The sequence below is a fragment of the Marinobacter sp. NP-4(2019) genome (assembly GCF_003994855.1).
GTDB lineage: Bacteria > Pseudomonadota > Gammaproteobacteria > Pseudomonadales > Oleiphilaceae > Marinobacter.
The window spans coordinates 550,322-567,872 of the sequence record NZ_CP034142.1 but is presented as its reverse complement, the minus strand read 5'-3'; the positions used below and the strand labels follow the sequence as shown (position 1 = coordinate 567,872).

The 17,551-nt window shown below is 57.9% G+C and carries 17 protein-coding genes; 3 read left to right on the top strand and 14 right to left on the bottom strand.

The genetic code is table 11. The features are described 5' to 3' along the window. Positions 1 to 52: 52 nt before the first annotated feature. The 7 genes from EHN06_RS02530 to EHN06_RS02500 all read right to left on the bottom strand — a co-directional run bounded on the left by EHN06_RS02530 (position 53) and on the right by EHN06_RS02500 (position 8,841). A complete protein-coding gene (locus EHN06_RS02530) occupies positions 53 to 1,276 on the bottom strand; it encodes a CoA transferase (protein ID WP_127329896.1) in 1,224 nt (407 codons plus the stop codon). Then, a complete protein-coding gene (locus EHN06_RS02525) occupies positions 1,276 to 2,133 on the bottom strand; it encodes a MaoC family dehydratase (protein ID WP_127329894.1) in 858 nt (285 codons plus the stop codon). The genes EHN06_RS02530 and EHN06_RS02525 overlap by 1 nt, the downstream gene beginning before the upstream one ends. Positions 2,134 to 2,217: 84 nt before the next feature. Further along, entirely contained in the window at positions 2,218 to 3,138 is a 921-nt protein-coding gene (locus tag EHN06_RS02520) for an SDR family NAD(P)-dependent oxidoreductase (protein WP_127329892.1), read from the bottom strand. Between the two features lie 61 nt (positions 3,139 to 3,199). Next, entirely contained in the window at positions 3,200 to 4,918 is a 1,719-nt protein-coding gene (locus EHN06_RS02515) for an acyl-CoA dehydrogenase family protein (protein WP_206075712.1), read from the bottom strand. Positions 4,919 to 4,956: 38 nt separating this feature from the next. After that, positions 4,957 to 6,156, bottom strand: coding sequence for an acetyl-CoA acetyltransferase (locus tag EHN06_RS02510; protein WP_127329890.1), 1,200 nt, complete (start codon positions 6,154 to 6,156; stop codon positions 4,957 to 4,959). A 28-nt stretch (positions 6,157 to 6,184) separates the two neighbouring features. Continuing rightward, a complete protein-coding gene (locus tag EHN06_RS02505) occupies positions 6,185 to 7,633 on the bottom strand; it encodes a 3-oxoacyl-[acyl-carrier-protein] synthase III C-terminal domain-containing protein (protein ID WP_127329888.1) in 1,449 nt (482 codons plus the stop codon). A 68-nt stretch (positions 7,634 to 7,701) separates the two neighbouring features. Continuing rightward, entirely contained in the window at positions 7,702 to 8,841 is a 1,140-nt protein-coding gene (locus EHN06_RS02500; RefSeq protein ID WP_127329886.1) for an acyl-CoA dehydrogenase family protein, read from the bottom strand. 202 nt (positions 8,842 to 9,043) lie between these two features. On the opposite strand from EHN06_RS02500, the gene EHN06_RS02495 reads away from it, so the two are divergent. Then, positions 9,044 to 10,045, top strand: coding sequence for a LysR family transcriptional regulator (locus EHN06_RS02495; protein ID WP_127329884.1), 1,002 nt, complete (start codon positions 9,044 to 9,046; stop codon positions 10,043 to 10,045). Between the two features lie 220 nt (positions 10,046 to 10,265). Beyond that, a complete protein-coding gene (locus tag EHN06_RS02490) occupies positions 10,266 to 11,414 on the top strand; it encodes a DcaP family trimeric outer membrane transporter (RefSeq protein WP_127329882.1) in 1,149 nt (382 codons plus the stop codon). A 160-nt stretch (positions 11,415 to 11,574) separates the two neighbouring features. On the opposite strand, the gene gcvA is transcribed toward EHN06_RS02490, so the two are convergent. Continuing rightward, entirely contained in the window at positions 11,575 to 12,456 is an 882-nt protein-coding gene (gene gcvA, locus EHN06_RS02485; protein ID WP_265936922.1) for a transcriptional regulator GcvA, read from the bottom strand. A gap of 159 nt (positions 12,457 to 12,615) precedes the next feature. On the opposite strand from gcvA, the gene EHN06_RS02480 reads away from it, so the two are divergent. Further along, positions 12,616 to 12,816 (top strand): RSP_7527 family protein, encoded by a 201-nt coding sequence (locus EHN06_RS02480; protein WP_127329878.1) that lies wholly within the window; start codon positions 12,616 to 12,618, stop codon positions 12,814 to 12,816. Between the two features lie 79 nt (positions 12,817 to 12,895). Here the strand turns inward: EHN06_RS02480 and EHN06_RS02475 are convergent, their stop codons facing one another. Genes EHN06_RS02475 through EHN06_RS02450 form a run of 6 tightly spaced genes read right to left on the bottom strand, consistent with a single transcriptional unit; the run spans position 12,896 to position 17,550 of the window. Next, positions 12,896 to 13,837, bottom strand: coding sequence for a ketopantoate reductase family protein (locus EHN06_RS02475; RefSeq protein ID WP_127329876.1), 942 nt, complete (start codon positions 13,835 to 13,837; stop codon positions 12,896 to 12,898). 28 nt (positions 13,838 to 13,865) lie between these two features. Continuing rightward, a complete protein-coding gene (locus EHN06_RS02470; RefSeq protein WP_127329874.1) occupies positions 13,866 to 14,564 on the bottom strand; it encodes a hypothetical protein in 699 nt (232 codons plus the stop codon). Between the two features lie 4 nt (positions 14,565 to 14,568). Beyond that, the gene (locus EHN06_RS02465) at positions 14,569 to 14,760 is read right to left on the bottom strand and encodes a 2-hydroxymuconate tautomerase (protein ID WP_127329872.1); all 192 of its coding nucleotides are present in this window, start codon (positions 14,758 to 14,760) and stop codon (positions 14,569 to 14,571) included. Between the two features lie 12 nt (positions 14,761 to 14,772). After that, positions 14,773 to 15,567 carry a 2-oxo-3-hexenedioate decarboxylase gene (dmpH, locus tag EHN06_RS02460; protein ID WP_127329870.1) on the bottom strand — a complete coding sequence of 265 codons (795 nt, stop codon included), beginning with the start codon at positions 15,565 to 15,567 and terminating at the stop codon, positions 14,773 to 14,775. After that, on the bottom strand, positions 15,564 to 16,601 hold the full coding sequence (gene dmpG / locus EHN06_RS02455; RefSeq protein WP_127329868.1) for a 4-hydroxy-2-oxovalerate aldolase: 1,038 nt from the start codon (positions 16,599 to 16,601) through the stop codon (positions 15,564 to 15,566). The genes dmpH and dmpG overlap by 4 nt, the downstream gene beginning before the upstream one ends. Before the next feature lie 13 nt (positions 16,602 to 16,614). Beyond that, positions 16,615 to 17,550: an acetaldehyde dehydrogenase (acetylating) gene (locus tag EHN06_RS02450; RefSeq protein ID WP_127329866.1), complete on the bottom strand. Its 936-nt coding sequence runs from the start codon at positions 17,548 to 17,550 to the stop codon at positions 16,615 to 16,617. Between the last annotated feature and the right edge of the window lies 1 nt (position 17,551).

The window sequence follows — 17,551 nt, the reverse complement described above, 5'->3', positions numbered from 1 at the left end:
CGTCTCCCATGCCATCCCACGGCAACTGTGCCGGCGGATGCTATTGTTATGTTTAGTCAGACCCCGCCACAACCTTCTGGTCAAACAGCCTGGCGATCTCCGGCGCAGACAGGCCCAGGGTGTCGGCGAGAATTTCCTCGGTATGCTCCCCCAGCTTCGGGGCCCGACGTACCGGCTCCCGCTCCAGCGAGGTGAAATTCAGCGGGTGATCCGGCATCAGGTACTCCCCGATGCCTGGCTGCTCCACCATCTGGAACAAGGGGTTGTCCGTCGAACAGTCACTATCCGATTCCACGGTTTCCTTGATGGTCTGGTACTTCCCCCAGCACACGCCCGCCTTGTCCAGTTCACTTGCCACCTGGCTGAACGGCCGTTGTGCGAACCAGGGCTGGAATATCTCGGTAATCTGTTCCCGGCCCTGATAGCGATCCCCTTCCTTGCCGAAATCCAGTCCCATCCGGGTTTGCAGTTCGTTGATTTCATTCGCGGTGCCGGTTACCTCGACCAGCGCCCGCCACTGATTCGGGCTCACCCCGACCACCATCACCCGTTCGCCATCCTGACAGGCAAAATCGTGACCATAGGTACCGTAGATATCGTTGCCGATCGCGTCACGCTCGGTGCCATTGATCATCGCCTCGGCGATGTAGCCAAGGTTACCGAGGGTGGCCAGGGCAACGTCCGCCAGGGCAATCTTCACCAGTTGGCCGTCACCGGTTTTCAGGCGATGACGCTCCGCAGCCAACAGACCGAGGGCAATCTGCTGGCCGGTGATCACGTCCCAGGCCGGCATGGGGTTGTTCAACGGTGGAATCGATTTGCTCTTGCCCACACCGGTGATGGACGGGAAACCCACCTTGCAGTTGACGGTATAATCGAGCGCGCTTCCGCCGTTGCGGTCACCGGTCAGGTTCAGGTAGATCAGGTCATCCCGATAGGCTTTCAGACGGTCATAGGACAGCCAGCCCTTGGCCGGGAAGTTGGTCAGGAACATGCCGGCATCTTCGCCGGGCGCGGCAATCAGCCGGGTCAGAAGCTCCTGACCTTCCGGGCGTCGAAAGTCCACGGCAATGGAACGTTTGCCCTTGTTCAGACTGTGCCAGTAAAGACTTTTCTGGTCTGCGGTCACCGGCCAGCGGTTGTAATCAATGCCGCCACCGATCGGGTCGAAGCGGATAACATCGGCCCCCAGTTGTGCCAACGTCATCCCGCCCGATGGGGCCGCAACAAACGCGCTGCCTTCAACAACGCGGAATCCTGAAAGTATGCTCTGCATCAGCTGACCTCGGCATAGCCGTTGTTGATCACCACCACATCACGCTCAACGACGCGACAGCGGAACGCCACCTCCTGACCGTTACGCCAGATTTCCGTGCGAATGGTTTCGCCGGGGTAGACCGGGGATGAAAACCGCAGGCGAATGCGGTGGAACCGGGCAGGATCGTAATCGCACAACGTCTTGAGGATCGCGTGGGTTGCCACACCGAAGGTACACAGACCATGCAGGATCGGCGCCTTGAAGCCGGCAGCCCTGGCCACCTCCGGTGACGCATGCAGCGGGTTATAGTCGCCGGACAAACGGTAGATCAGTGCGGCCTGGGCGAGCGTGGGCAGGTCACACACGTGATCCGGCTCCCGCTCGGGAATCGGGTCCGGCCTGGGAGAGGCAACCGCAGGGCCGCCAAAACCGCCATCGCCACGGGCGAGGGTCGTGCTCACCAGGGTGCAAAGGTCCTCTCCGGTGGCACTGTCGCGCACGGTACGCTCGGAAACAATCAGCGCTCCCTTGCCTTCACCCTTGTCGATAATGTCGGTGATTTTGGTGGTTGCCTCTACCTGCCCGGAGGCTGGCAGCGGCTTGTGCATGATCATTTCCTGACCAGCGTGAAGGATCTTGACCCAGTCAATGCCGGTATCCGGTTCTTTCGCCCAGAACCCCGGGTAGGCCAACACATTGGCCTGGCTGGGAAGTGCCTTGAGGCCATCTTCATAAACAAATTTCAGGCAGTCCTCATCCAGGGGATCAATACCCAGCCCCACACCCAGTGCATAGAGGATCGTGTCCTTCTCGGTGTACTGATGCTTGAGGCATTCAAACTCACGATTCATCAGCTTGTCGTAATCGATGGCCACCGTTGCTCTCCTTTCCTGTTGCTATCGTTCCGCCCCTGCTCCAATCCGCAGATCAGAACAGGGTCTCTGGCAAGTTCAGCCGGATCAGAACGGATCCCAGCTGAACACATCAGCGGAACGGCTCAATGGGTAGAAATCCGCCTCAAAGGCCGGCAGCACACGATTCAGAACGGTTTCCGGCGTCCAGCCCTCGGCGGTGTGGGCGGAACGGAACGGGCGCGGCTGACTGAACAGGAAGATCTCGTTGTTGCGCACACCGAAGATCTGGCCGGTAACGTTCTTCGCCTGGTCGCTGCACAGGGACACTGCCAGGGTGGCGATCTTGTCCGGGGTCATCTGCTGAATCTTGGCAACCCGCGCCTTCTGCTCTTCGCTGTCAGTCGGGATACTGCCGATCAGACGGCTCCAGGCGAAAGGTGCGATACAGTTGGAGGTCACACCAAAACGCTGCATGTCCAGCGCCATGGACTTGGACAGTCCCACAATGCCTATCTTGGCAGCGGCGTAGTTGGCCTGGCCGAAGTTACCAATCAGACCGGAAGTGGAGGTCATGTTGACGAAGGTACCGCTGCCCTGCTCACGGAAGATCGGCGCGGCGGCGCGGCTGACGTTGAAGGTGCCCTTCAGGTGCACGGCCAGGACTGCGTCGAAATCTTCCTCGGTCATCTTGTGGAAGATCACGTCGCGGAGGTTACCGGCGTTGTTGATCACACCGTCGATGCGGCCAAAGGTATCGAGTGCGGACTGGATGATTTTCTGACCACCTTCCCACTCGGTCACGCTGTCAAAGTTGGCGACGGCTTCGCCGCCAGCGGCCTTGATTTCGTCAACCACTTCCTGGGCCGGGGTGGCGTCGTTACCGGATCCATCGGCGCTGCCACCGATGTCGTTTACCACAACCTTCGCACCGCTTTGCGCCAGCATCAGCGACGTTGCGCGCCCGATACCGCGGCCCGCGCCGGTAACGACGATGACTTTTCCTTCCAGAAGTTTACTGTTGCTCATGACACCCTCCTACAGGTCTCTTGTTTGATTCATCACTGTTGTTAAGTTCAATGGCCGGCGATCAGGCGTTACCCACCAGGTTTCTGGCGATGACTTTCAGGGCCAGGGTTTCCTCCGCGCCCTCGAAAATCGACAGCACCCGGGCATCCACGAAATAGCGGCTAACGGCCGATTCTTCCGCGTACCCCATGCCGCCGTGAATCTGCATGGCTTCCCGGGTTACCCATTCCGCAGCACGGCAGGTGAACAGCTTCACCAGGCTGGCCTCCATCTGGCCCGCCCCTTCATCCATCATCCGTGCTACCGAATAACTGAACTGGCGGGAGGCGGTAAGCGTGGCCATCATTCGCCCCAGTTTTACGCGGGTCAGTTGGTAGTCCCCCACCGCACTGCCAAACACCTTACGCTCCCGGGAGTATCCCAGCGCCTTTTCGAATGCGGCTTGCATCACCCCCGTAGCCCGGGCGGCGGTCTGGATGCGACCGCCAGCGAAACCGGCCATGGTGAAATAGAAGCCCTTGCCCCGGCCCGCTTCCTCACCAATCAGGTGGTCCGCCGGCACGAAGTAGTCCTCGAAGAACACATCGTAGGAATGCATGCCGCGGTAGCCGAGCGTGGCAATGGCTTTGCCGGAAATGGTGCCGCCGCCGGGCTGGCGATGGTCAAAGCGGTGGCCGGGCGTTGCCGGCTTCTCCACCAGGAACAGGCTCAGCCCCTTGTGCCCCAGCGCCGGGTCCGGTTCTGTGCGGGCCATGGCGACCAGCAGGCTGGCTTTACCGGCGAAGGTGCACCAGGTCTTGCTGCCATTCAGTACCCAGCCGCCCTCGACCGGCGTTGCTTTCAGGCCCAGCGAGGCCACATCGGAGCCGTAGTTGGGCTCGGTAATGGCAATGGCACACAGTGTCTCGCCGGAGGCAATACGGGGCAGCCAGGTTTCCTGCTGGGCCTGGGTACCACCCTGCAGCAGGGCCTTGGCGGCAATTTCCGGGCGGGTAATGAGGGAACCGGCACCACCCAGAGAGGCCTTGGACAACTCTTCTGTCACCACGATCATGCCGAGGCTGTCATCCCGGTCGTCCGGCTGCAGGCCGCCAAAACGCTCCGGAATACTGATTCCGAAACATCCCAGTTCAGCCGCCTGCCGAAGGATTTCGTCAGGAATATCCAGGTCTTCCCGATGGATTTGCTCGGCCAGGGGTGCAACCACGTCCGCACCGAAGCGTGCGAACATGTCCCGCACCATTTCCTTGTCTTCATTGAGCAGGGTCGGCAAGCGGGTGCTGCCACGCTCGCTGACCATGGCGCCGACCGATGCCAGGAACTCACCACTGCCATACACAGAGCGCAGTTCACGGATGTCGCCGTCAGCGTAGAGCCCCGACAGCTCCGCGATGTCCAGCCCCATATCGCCGGCACGGGCGATCAACCGCTGGATCACCGAACTGACCGCTTCGGAGGAAAACGCCAGCGCCGTGCTGGCGGCAAGCTCGTCTTCAGTCACCGCGTCCGCTGCATAGCGGCACACGGCGTCGGAAGCGGCAAGCTCGGCGGTACAGAAAGCCAGCTCGTAGCAGCTAAACTGGTGCTTATCCAGCAGGTCGGAATCCAGCTTGCCGTTCACCGTGGAAAACGACTTGAGATTCTTCAGGCCCTGCTGAACATAGGCCCGGACCTGACTGACGCATCGGCCGGCCTGCTCCAGAGCTGCAACCTGTTCACTGACACTCATCACGACACCTTTCCGAATCTGGTTATTGAGGGACTGATCAACGGCGCTCACCGGTGTGACCGGATGCCCGGCCACACACCGGCACTCGCTTATTCGTAGCGACCTATAATCGAAATGCTGCAAATGTTCTGGTGGGGAAAACCACCCAGGTTATGGTTCAGGGCAATGCGGGGATCCTTGAGCTGACGCTCTCCGGCCCGGCCCTGGAACTGCAGGTAGTTCTCATAGATCATTCGCATGCCCGAGGCGCCGATGGGGTGACCGAAACATTTCAGGCCGCCGTCGATCTGGCAGGGAATGCGGCCGTCGGCATCGAAGTCGCCGTTAAGCACGTCCCGCACTGCCTGCCCCTCATCAGACAGTTGCAGGTCTTCCATGGTGACCAGTTCGGTGATCGAGAAGCAGTCATGCACTTCGGTCATGCTGATCTCTTCCCGGGGTTTGCGGATACCCGCCTCGTCATAGGCACGCTGGGCAGCAATGCGTGTGGTCTTGATGTACGAGCCATCCCAGGTCTTGAACCCGGCTTCCTCGCCATTGGATACCGCCAGTTGCAGGGCCTTGACCGACACCAGGTCTGCCTTGCCCAGGCTGCGGGCGATCTCCGGCGTGGTGACGATGGCGCAGGCGGCGCCGTCACTGACACCACAGCAGTCAAACAGACCGATGGGCTCGGCAATATACGGCGCATTAATGGCCTGTTCTTCGGTGATTTCGCGCTGCAGGTGGGCCTTGGGGTTCTTGGCGCCATTGGCATGACTTTTCACCGACACATGGGCCATGGCGCGTTTCAGATCGGCCTTGTCGACACCGTGCTTGGCACGGTAACCGCTGGCCAGTTGGGCGAATGCCCCGGGTGCCGACAGATTCGGCCAGTACATGTCGTTCTCAACACCGCGAGTCCGCTGCGGCAAGCCGCCGTAGCCCACGTCCTTGAGCTTCTCGACGCCCAGTGCCAACGCAATGTCACAGGCACCGGAAGCAACCGCATACACCGCGCCACGGAAGGCCTCGGTACCGGTGGCACACATATTCTCCACTTTGGTGGCCGGGATATTCGGCAACCGCAGCGCCATCGACAGCGGCATGGCACTGGAGCCGACGTTGAAGGCGTCAATACCGGCACCAAACCAGGCCATCTGGATCTGGTTCTTATCGATGCCCGCATCTGCCAGACCTTCCTCAAACGCCTCAACCATCAGATCCGCGGGGCTTGCGTCCCAGCGCTCGCCGAACTTGCTGCAGCCCATTCCGAGGATCGCTACTTTATCTTTGATTCCACTAGCCATTGTCATTCACCTGTCTTAGCTGCGTAAGTTATTGCTGGACCGGAGTGGCTTTCCAGAAGTACTTCCGGAAGCCGCGCTGGTTATCGAACTGACGGATGCGGAAATGCACCGACACCGGCACACCGGTCTCGATGGCACCCGGCTCCACCTCGGTGAAGTCCATCATCAGACGACCACCGCCTTCGAACTCGACCATTCCGAAGTACGCAGGCGGGTTCCAGTCAAAGGTCAGACGGTCAGCAGTCCAGGTCTTGACGCGGCCCTGTACGGCAGACATCGGGTAGTCGTCCTGGCTGTCCAGCTCGCCGCATTCGGGATTCACGCAGTAGTTTTCCCGGGGGATCTGAATGGTGCCGCAGCTACGACATTTGCCACCCACAAAGCCAGTCAGCAAATCCTTACGGCGGTACATGGCAGCCAGATAGCTCTGCTTGTCCATCTCACCACGCTTGCCAACTTCGCGTTCAACCAGGTTGTTGAAGCTCAGGAAGCGGTTGTAGTTGGCATCCTCACGACGACGCGCCAGGGCACCGGCAAAGCCGGCTTTTGGCTGCTTGTCCCTGATCTTGTCGGTGGCACGGAACAACACTGCGTCGGTGCCCTGACCAAACCCGGTCACCAAGATCAGATCACCGGCAGCCGCTCTCTCCAGCGCGGCGGTCAGTAACAGGATCGGGTGAGCCACGCCGGAGACACCCACGCTACCGATATGGTTGTCCACCAGCGCTTCGGCAGAGATCCCCATCTTTTTGGCAACAGCCGCCGGTGTTCTGGCCTGATCCGACGCCAGCACGAAGTGAGCGATATCGGCGGCTTTCACACCCGTTTTTTCCAGCAGGCGGGACACCGCCTGGGGTACGCTCTTCATGTAGCCTTCGTCACGGATCCAACGCTCTTCCCATTCATAATCGAGGGTCGAGTCCTCACCACGGTAGTGGTCGACAAAGTCGGTCACGTAGGTTTCACTGCCCAGGTATTCGGCGATCACCCCGTCAGTGCCGACACCGAGCGCAGCCGCGCTATCCCCCCAAAGCATTTCGGCACGCGAACCGCATTTGCTACGCCGATGCTCGGACGCCACCAACAGCGCATTGCCGCTGCCGCCAGCACCAGACTCCAGCATCGAGATCAACGCCGAGGTTCCCGCCCGCTGGGAGGCGGCGACGTCCATGGTGCGGAGGCTGTCGCCCAGGTTCAGGGCCTGGCTGACCACCACCGAGTTCTGACGATCCAGGAACGGCAGTGTGGTAGACGCCAGGTACAGTGAATTGACGGATCCGGCATCGAGAACCGACAGGCAGTCCTGACCGGCCTCGACAGCCATGGTGATGGTGTCTTCATCCCAGTTACAGACACTGCGCTCGCCCTTGGCTAGGCCGCGCAGGCTGGGGTCGAACCAGTCATTGGCATCGGCGATAGCCGCCTTGGACAAGCGGGTTCTGGGAATGTAGGCACCGTAGGCGGTTATACCAAACATGTGAATTCCTTCCTTTAGTTGTGCTATCTCAACAATCGGTGGTGGTCATTCAGAAACTCTGCCGGCTGTTACAACGAGCGCCCGATCACCAGCTTCATGATTTCGGAGGTGCCGCCGTAGATCCGACGCACGCGGGCATCCACATACATGCGGGAGATCGGGTATTCGCGCATGTAGCCGTAGCCCCCGAACAACTGCAGGCATTTATCGACGACTACCCCTTCGTTCTCGGTGGTCCACAGCTTCGCCATGGCGCCCTCTTCCGGGGTCAACACACCTTCATCACACTTCTTGATGCACTGATCGAGGTAGGCCCAACCCACTTCCAGGTTGGTTTTCATGTCGGCGAGCGTGAACTGGGTGTTCTGGAACTCGAAAATCGCCTTTCCGAACGCCTTGCGTTCCTTGACGTAATCCGTGGTGATGTCGAATGCACGCTGGGCTTCAGCCTGGGCACGACAGGCAATGGTGATGCGCTCACGGGGCAATTCCCGCATCATGATCCGGAAGCCTTCGCCTTCCTCGCCCACCAGGTTGCTGATGGGCACACGCACATCCTGGAAGAACATTTCAGAGGTATCGGCCGCCTTCTGACCGATCTTGTCGAGGTTGCGACCGCGGGAGAACCCGGCACGGTCCGTTTCGACAATGATCAGGCTGATGCCACGACCACCAACGCTGGGATCGGTAGTACAGGCTACCAGGACAAAATCGCAGTTCTGACCATTGGTGATAAAGGTCTTCTGGCCGTTGATGACGTATTCGTCGCCGTCCCTGACCGCCGTGGTACGGAGATTCTTCAGGTCGCTGCCGACGCCGGGCTCGGTCATACCAATGGCTGCGATTTTCTCCGCTGTTACCATCTTCGGCAGCCAGTATTTCTTCTGCTCCTCCGTACCGGCACTCAGCAGGTAGTAGGCAACAATGTCGGCCTGAACGGAGAAACCCACGCTGGCACCGCCAATGGCGTAACCGGTTTCCTCGGAGAGCACCATGTTGTAGAGGAAATCCGCCCCCGGACCGCCGTACTCCTCCGGCACGCCGCAACACAGAAAGCCATTCTCCGCAGCCTTCTCCCAAAGACTGCGCGGCACCACACTGTCCTCTTCCCATTGCTCGATCTTGGGTTCGAGCTCAGCACGGAAAAAGCGGCGCACATTCTCACGAAACAGCTCATGGTCACTGTTGTAGATTGACCGGTTCTGCATATTGTTATCCCCTTGAAGCGACAGAAAACCCTTGATGTGATTTACCGTATCAGCAAGGAAAAACTACAACAATTATATACTTTTTATATGTGCTATCTTTTTTTGGTATATTATTGGTTAAAGAACGGCCACCAAGACTAGTCCATAAATGTGGTATAGAGTACGAACAAAAGATACTTAATTGTTATAGAAGAGGGATGGCATGCCTTTCAATCTGAACATCGACCTGCGCCAGCTGAACACCTTTCTGACGGTCGCCGACACCGGCAGTTTCAGTCGCGCATCCGAAAAGTTGTTTGTGGCGCAACCCGCACTGAGCCGACAGATCCGAATGCTGGAGGAATCCCTGAACGTCGAGGTGTTTGTCCGACACGGCCGGGGGGTGGTGTTGACCGCAGCGGGCGAACTTCTTTATGAGCGAGCCCGCACGCTACTTCAGAGCCTGGAGCGCACCCAGGCCGATGTGACCGCCGTTGCCGGCGAGGTGACCGGCCAGGTGACACTGGGGCTTCTGCCTACTGTAGCCCATACATTCTCCGGAGCCACGATCGAGGAATATCGCAAACGCTTCCCTCAGGTCACCCTTGCGGTGAAATCCGCGATGAGCGGCACGCTGCAACAGATGGTATTGCAACACCGGCTGAACCTTGCCATTACCTACAGCCACCACGGCAGCCAGAAAAATCTGCGTTACCGGCCCTTGATCGAAGAGCGTTTTTACCTGATATCGCCCCCCGACACCAAGGTCTCCAAACTCTCCGAGATTACCCTGGATGAAGTAATGGATCTGCCGCTCGTGTTGCCGGAAGAAAAACATGGTTTGCGCGTGCGAATGGAAAAAGAAGCGGCGGAACGCAATAAATCCCTGAACCTGGCTCTGGAAGTCAGCGCCTGGCCGATGCTGACGGATATGGTCAGGCGGGGACTGGGCTACACCATCCTTTCTTCAGCTGCCGTACACGACATGACCACAAGATCCGAAGTCGTCGCTATCCCCATCACCTCCCCGGAGATCAGCAGAACCCTGGCCATTGTCACACCCATGGACCTCCCCTCTTCCGTGGCCACCCTCAAGCTGGCGGAGATCATCATGCAGCAGGTGGCCATACAGGTGCAGGCCGGAATCTGGAACGGAAAGCTGTTATTCGATCCAAAGGAGATTGCCGACACCCATAAAAGCCCGATATTGCATGAGGATGCATAGAAAAACTGGATAGATAGGCTCTACCAATATCGGAATCAGGAGGCCGGCATACAAAAAAGGCATAGGCAGTATCAAATATAGATAATTGTTGAAGTAGATATCTACTGTTACTTTTCAGGCGCTACCTGACATACAAGGATAATTTCTATAAGGCGTCAGTCAGGGTACGCCTATGTAAATTGTCGATATTCCAACAATAATCTTTGGAGATGAAGCCCCTATGCCCAATAATAAATTATTCACAGCCATCAAACTGACTACAGCCACAGTCGCACTGGGCGTGGCCGGACAGGCAGCTGCCATCGGATTTACCGCTGGCGATGCAACGGTCGATATTTATGGCTATGCTCGGCTCAACGCCTCCTACGATATTGATGAAGATATCAGCCGCTCCAGTGGCACCCGTTCAGGTGATTTCAGTAAAGTGAACACCGGTGCAGCAGAAGATAACGAAGTCTCCGGCCATTTCGGCGCCGATGCCGTTCAGTCGCGTCTCGGTGTTCGTACCACCCTCCCGAACGATTTGAAAATAACTGTCGAAGGTGATTTCCGGACCACCACCAGTACCGTTCGCCTGCGGCATGCGTTTGGCCAGTACAAGAACTGGCTGGCGGGTCAGACCTGGTCAAACCACACATCATTCACCGGTGCCACCTCCGTGCTGGAATTTGACGGCGTAGCGGGTAACGCCGGCCTTTACAGCCGCTCTACCCAGGTACGTTACACCACGGGTGGTTTGTCAGTGTCAGCTGAAGACTCCAAGGCCAGCATTACTGACGGTACCGCCGCAGTATCGACCAAACAAACCATCCCGACCTTTACCGCACGCTATACCGGCAAGTCCGGACCTTTGGCCTACACCACATCGGCACTGGTACAGCAGGTTGGTTATGACACGGGAACCGAAGACGATGCGGCATTGGGCTTTGCTGTCTTCGGTTCGGCCAAGTTCAACGTCACCGATACGGTCAGCATTCAGGGCAACGTCAACTACACCGACGGCGCCAACGGCTACCTGTGGCGCTCAGGCACCAACTACTATGGTGAAGATGCCTATGTGGACGCCAACGGCGACGTAGAGACCATTACCGGCTACAGCGCCAACCTGGGCACCAGCATCAAGGCCGGCCCGGGTGCGTTCAACGTTGTTTATGGTTTCACCACCATGGACTGGGACGACGCTGTCGATGATGGCCTGGCCGTGGGTGACAAACACGAAACCAACACCAACGCTTTCGTTAACTACCAGTGGAGTCCGGTGAAAAGCGTCAATCTTGGCGTTCAGTATGGCTACTTCGAGGTGGAGAAAGTAAACGGTGACGAAGGCGATGCAAGCCGCGTTATGTTTGCTGCGCAGTATAACTTCTGATCAGATCCGGTCTGACGAAAACCCCGGATAGCCCTGCTGTCCGGGTATGAGTTGTGCTCAGGGGTTTTCAGTCGTTGTTGTACCCCTATCTTGCCCCCTCCCGGGGGGCTTTTTTGTTCAGAATCTTCCCGCGAGCTGATTTATTGTATGGTGGGTCGTGTCACGGAGCGTTCTTCAGCTCATAAGCGTTGGTGGCCTGCATTTCGCTCATCAACCACTCCTTGAAGGCCTTCATACCTGAAGTTAACGGGCGGTGCTTCTGATAGACCAGATAAAAAGCCCTGTGGGTATCAAGCGGAATATTGAACGGCACCACCAGATCCCCCGAACTGATTTCCCTGGACGTCAGCGTGGGGTCCGCCAGAGCCACCCCCAAATTTTCCTGCGCGGCCGCGGTGGCTAGCTGACCACTGGACAACTGAAGGCTGTCCCTGGGAGTAATAAACTCTGCGCCTGCCAATTGTAACCAGTTCTCCCACTCCCACTTGCGTTTGCTGACATAAATCAACGTGTGATGGCGCAGGTCTTCCGGAACCTCCAAAGGAAACTTTCCATTTAAGAGCTTCGGACTACACACAGGCACCAGCATCACTTTCTGCAGAAAGTGAACCTCAATGTCATCCCATTCACCGTTCCCATAGTAGACCGCCATATCGGTGCTCGACCGGTTGAAATCGAGCAAGCCCATAGACGCGTTTATCTGGAGTTCGACATCCGGATACAGCTCCCGAAAGCGAGACATGCGCGGCATCAGCCACCGGGTCAGGAAATTGGGTGCCACGCTAATCTGAACGACATTGGTTTCCTGATTCGTTGCCAATCGGTGAGTCGCCATCTCAATCTCGTCCAGCGCGTGCTTGACGGACATCAGATACTGCTCCCCAGACGGCGTCAGCTCAACCTTCCGCTTGCTCCGGCTAAACAGCGCCACCCCTAAATATTCTTCAAGCGTTTTAATCTGATGACTGACGGCGGAAGCGGTCACGGATAACTCCTCTGCCGCCGCCGCAAAACTGCTTTTCCTGGCCGAGGCCTCAAACATTCTTAACGCATTGAGAGGAGGAAGACGACGCATAGGGGTTACCACTTATGATGAATTTTTCTCATCATTATGCTTAGAAAGGATCGCTTTTCCAATCGCCGTGACCTCCGTAGCATAACCAACATAGAAACTGATCGACGCCACCCGGAGGATCACACCATGGCTCAACAACATTTTACTGCGCCGAGCAGAACCGAAATTGATTACTATGTAAAACTGGCTAAAGCAGAGCGCAACCAATACATCGCTGACAAAGCCACTGCCCTGGCAGCAAAGGTCAAAGTTGCTCTTCGTTCTCTGTTTCAGGTTACGGTTTCCAAATTTCAGGTTACGGTTTCCAAACAGTCTCCGAGCCACTGATTGATCCGGTCTCCCGTGGCGCAAGGCTGGCACAGGTTCAACCTGGCCAGCCTTCCAGCTCCGCGGACTCGGACCAGGGTCAACAATCGGGCTGCAGCAGTGCGTAGATTGTCGCTGTATACGGCGCCTCAACGCCCAACGCCTCACAACGCCGCAACACAGCACCAGCAATGCTATCCAGCTCCAGGGGGCGCCCCTTCTCCTTATCCACCAACATCGACGTTTTGATAGCATTAAAGTTACTGATCAGCTCGAACATCTCGTCCAGATCCTTCTTTTCAAGGTTCACGCCGTCTGCCTTTGAGGCTTCCACGGTTTCCGCCATCATGCCATACACGATTTTGCTGAACTGCGGATGGTGGGTGAGGCTGCGGGTATCCAGACCGGTAAGGGCGGACAGCGGGTTCACACCGTTGTTGATGACCAGCTTACGCCAGAGTTCGTAACGAATGTTCTCGGAGAGCGTGGTGGGGATATCAGCATCATTAAAAGCGGCAGTCAGTGTATCGAGTAACGGCTTTCGGGTATCGGACGTACCGTTGGCTTTGGGCCACGCCCCCATCACAATTTGTGCGACGCCTTCGGCTTCGATAACACCCGGCCTGGCAATGTGGCCACCGATACGAACGGCCAGCCCACCGACAACCCTGTCAGCACCGATGGCTTCCGCCAGGAGTGGTTCATTATCGACGCCGTTTTGCAGGGAGAGGACAGGCACCCGCCCCTGCTTTAACCAAGCACCCAAATCCTCCACAACCGAAGCAGTCGCTGTAGCCTTGAGGGCGATGACGATAAGGTCAAAATTGTCAGGCTTATACTGATTAACCAGCTGCTGATGATCATACGCATCCGGTCGATGGAACAGTTCCCGGCCTTCGTAATGGACCTTCAGGCCGTTTTCCCTGAGGGCTTCGAGATGTTTACCACGAGCAGTCAGTACTACCTGGTGTCCTACGCTCAATAACCGTGCCGCGTAATACCCGCCTATACCACCAGTGCCGATCATCAATAATCTGAGCATTTACGGAACCCCTCTTTTTTTCCGTAGCTTAATGCATCCAGCCATAGCCAGCGAGGGACCGGCTGTTCTCATTCATTGAGAAGCCAAACAGGCGTTGGGGCGCCTTCATTCCGCCCAGGCTGAAGGCGGTATTGAGCACGCATAATGTTGGCTCGGCAACGGGGCTGTTGTCGCCGGAGGGTGAACGAGTACCGGTCAAACCCGACTTTGCCATTGCCTTCACCCACCGCTGCTCATCTTCCCACTGTCGGATCAGGCTACGTATGTAGGTGGCGTGTGGCTGGTGGTGGTTTGCACTACTGTCGTCTGTTTCCAGCCTGTCCAGGCAGATCAGCAGTACGCCCTGATCTCGCAACGATTCCAGACAATGGCCGATGTCACGATAATGCTCACAGGTCATGCCAGTATTGAGGCGTAGCTCAATCACTTCCTCAGGCACCAGTTGCACTACGCTCTCTGCCAGCAGTTTCAAACCGAGTCCCTGAGAGCCCTTGACGACCAAATCAAAGCCACGCGCCTGCATGTCGGATCGCAGACGTCTGGCCAGAACGCTCTCACCACATTGGTGAAAGATTTCCGGCTGGACACCGCCTTTCTCCGAAGTGATAAATACCACCCTGTCCACAACAAGATCCTGCCGTATCAGACGGCATACGCTGGCCTGGCCTTTGGGGCCAGCCAGCGCTTCCGTTTCACAGGACAGGTACAGCACTGGCAGTTTGGTCACGCCTCTACCGTCCCAGTTTTTTAGCCGATTGACCACCGATGCCGAAATGTTGCTTCGGCATTTCAGTGATCATCACCCGAATACGATCCATGGGTGCATCCAGTGAACGAGCCATAGCCTCGCTCACTTCCTGGATCAGGGTTTCTTTTTGGTCGTCCGTTCTGCCTTCAATGATGTAGAGCTGAGCGATGGGCATAGTGCCTCCTTATCAAATGAATCGTCCGGAAACGGTTCCCAGACCCTGATAACGAACGGTGATGTTGTCCCCGGGCTCCACCGTAATGGCCGCGGTAATACCACCGGTCATAATGAAGGTACCTGCCGGAATGTGTTCGCCCCGCTCGGCCAGCAGGTTGGCCAGCATGGCGACACTGGAGGCCGGATGGCCAAGCACGGCTGCGCCAGCCCCCACATCCACCACTTCACCGTTCTTCTCAACCACAACCCCCAGGGTTTTGAGGTCAACGTCCGCCACATCGGCCATCTGGCCACCGGTGATAAAGCGGGTGGACGAGGCGTTATCGGCGACCACGCTCACCAGATCAAACTTGAAGTTCTCGTAGCGGGAATCGATGATCTCCACGGCGGGAATGACAAAGTCCGTCGCAGCCAGCACCTGGCCGATATGGCAGCCCGGTCCTTTTAACGGTGCCTTGGTAACGAAGGCAATCTCTGCTTCGATTTTCGGGTGGATCAGCTCCTTGGTGTTGACCACACCACCATCCGGCACGCTGAAATAGTCCGCCAGGAAGCCATAGATGGGCGTTTCCACGCCCATCTGGGCCATCTTGGCCCAGGACGTCAGGCCCATTTTCATACCGACGATCTTGTTGCCCCGCTCTTCCTTGCGACGGCGAATTTCCCACTGCACGTCGTAGGCATCCTCAAAGGTCATGTCCGGGTAGTCGTTGGTGACCTTGGTGATATCGTGAGCCTGCAGTTCCGCGTTTTCCACGTGCTCGGCCAGCGCCAGCACCTGCTCTTGGCTGAATGTCTTGCTCATGCGTTTTGCTCCTTTTGTGCCGCCAGCAGATCCAGCGCCACATCCACAATCATGTCTTCCTGGCCACCCACCATGCGGCGTTTGCCCAGCTCCACCAGAATGTCCACGGTCTTCAGACCGTACTTCTGCGCCGCCACTTCGGAATGGCGCAGGAAACTTGAGTAAACACCTGCATAGCCCAACGCCAGGGTTTCACGGTCCACCCGCACCGGCCGGTCCTGCAGCGGACGGACAATGTCGTCGGCCGCATCCATCAGGGCATACACATCCGTGCCGTGCTCCCAGCCCATCTTGTCGAAGGCGGCAATGCACACTTCCAGCGGCGCATTGCCAGCGCCTGCGCCCATGCCGGCCAGGGAGGCATCCACACGGTCACAGCCCTCTTCCACCGCAACGATGGAGTTGGCCACACCGAGGGCCAGGTTGTGATGGGCGTGGATACCGGTTTCGGTTTCAGGCTTGAGCACGTCTTTGAGGGCCCGGAAGCGGTCGCGGATGTCGTTCATGTTCATCGCGCCGCCGGAGTCGACGACGTACAGACAGGTGGCGCCGTAGTCTTCCATCAGCTTGGCCTGCTCGGCCAGGCCTTGCGGGGTCTGCATGTGGCTCATCATCAGGAAGCCGACGGTGTCCATACCCAGCTTGCGGGCATGCTCGATGTGTTGCTTCGAGACATCCGCCTCGGTGCAGTGGGTGGCTACTCGTACGATTCGTGCGCCGGCGCTGTAGGCGTTGTCCAGATCGTGGACGGTGCCGATGCCGGGCAGCAGCAGGGTGGCGATTTTCGAGTGGGTGACCACTTCCGCCACCGCTTCGATCCACTCCAGGTCGGTGTGGGCACCGAAGCCGTAGTTGAAGCTGGAGCCCTGCAGGCCGTCGCCGTGGGCCACTTCGATGGAGTCCACCTTGGCCTTGTCCAGGGCACGGGCGATGTCCTGCACGTTCTTGATGGAGTACTGGTGACGAATGGCGTGGCTGCCGTCGCGCAGGGTCACGTCGGAGATATAGAGTTTCTTGCCGGGATTGAAGGTCATAATGGGTTCCTCCTCAGTTGACCAGCGATTCGGCGATGCGCTCGGCAGTACCCAGCGCGGCGGAGGTCATGATGTCCAGGTTGCCGGCGTAGGCCGGCAGGTAATGGGCCGCACCTTCCACTTCCAGGAAGATGGAGGTCTTCAGGCCGCTGAAGCGGCCCAGGCCCGGGACGTTCATGGGCTGGTCTTCCGGTATCACGTCAAACTGCACTTTCTGCTTGAGGCGATAGCCGGGCACGTAGCTGTTGACGGCCTTGACCATTTCTTCCACCGAGGCTTCCACTTCCGCCTGGTCGGCGGCATCGGACAGCACGTAGACGGTGTCCCGCATCAGCAGCGGTGGCTCGGCCGGATTGAGGATGATGATGGCCTTGCCCTTCTGGGCGCCGCCCACCACTTCGATGGCCTTGGAGGTGGTCTCGGTGAACTCGTCGATGTTGGCGCGAGTGCCCGGGCCAGCGGATTTGCTGGAAATCGACGCGACGATTTCGGCGTAGTGGGCCTTGGCCACACGGGACACCGCCGCGACCATCGGGATCGTCGCCTGGCCACCGCAGGTGACCATGTTGACGTTGCCTTCCTGAAGATTCTGCTCCAGGTTGACCACCGGCACGCAGTAGGGACCGATGGCCGCCGGGGTCAGATCGACGATCTTGATACTTTCCTTATGGCCACGCAGGAATACTTCGTTGTGAAGGTGGGCTTTGGCAGAGGTCGCATCGAAGACAATATCGATGTCGGCGAATTCCGACATTTTCACCAGGCCGTCGACACCTTCATGGGTGGTGGCCACGCCCATGCGTCTGGCACGGGCCAGGCCGTCGGATTCCGGGTCGATACCTACCATGGCGCCCATCTCAATGTTCTGACCATTGCGCAGGATCTTGATCATCAGGTCGGTACCGATGTTGCCAGAGCCGATGATCGCGGCTTTGATTTTCTTGCTCATA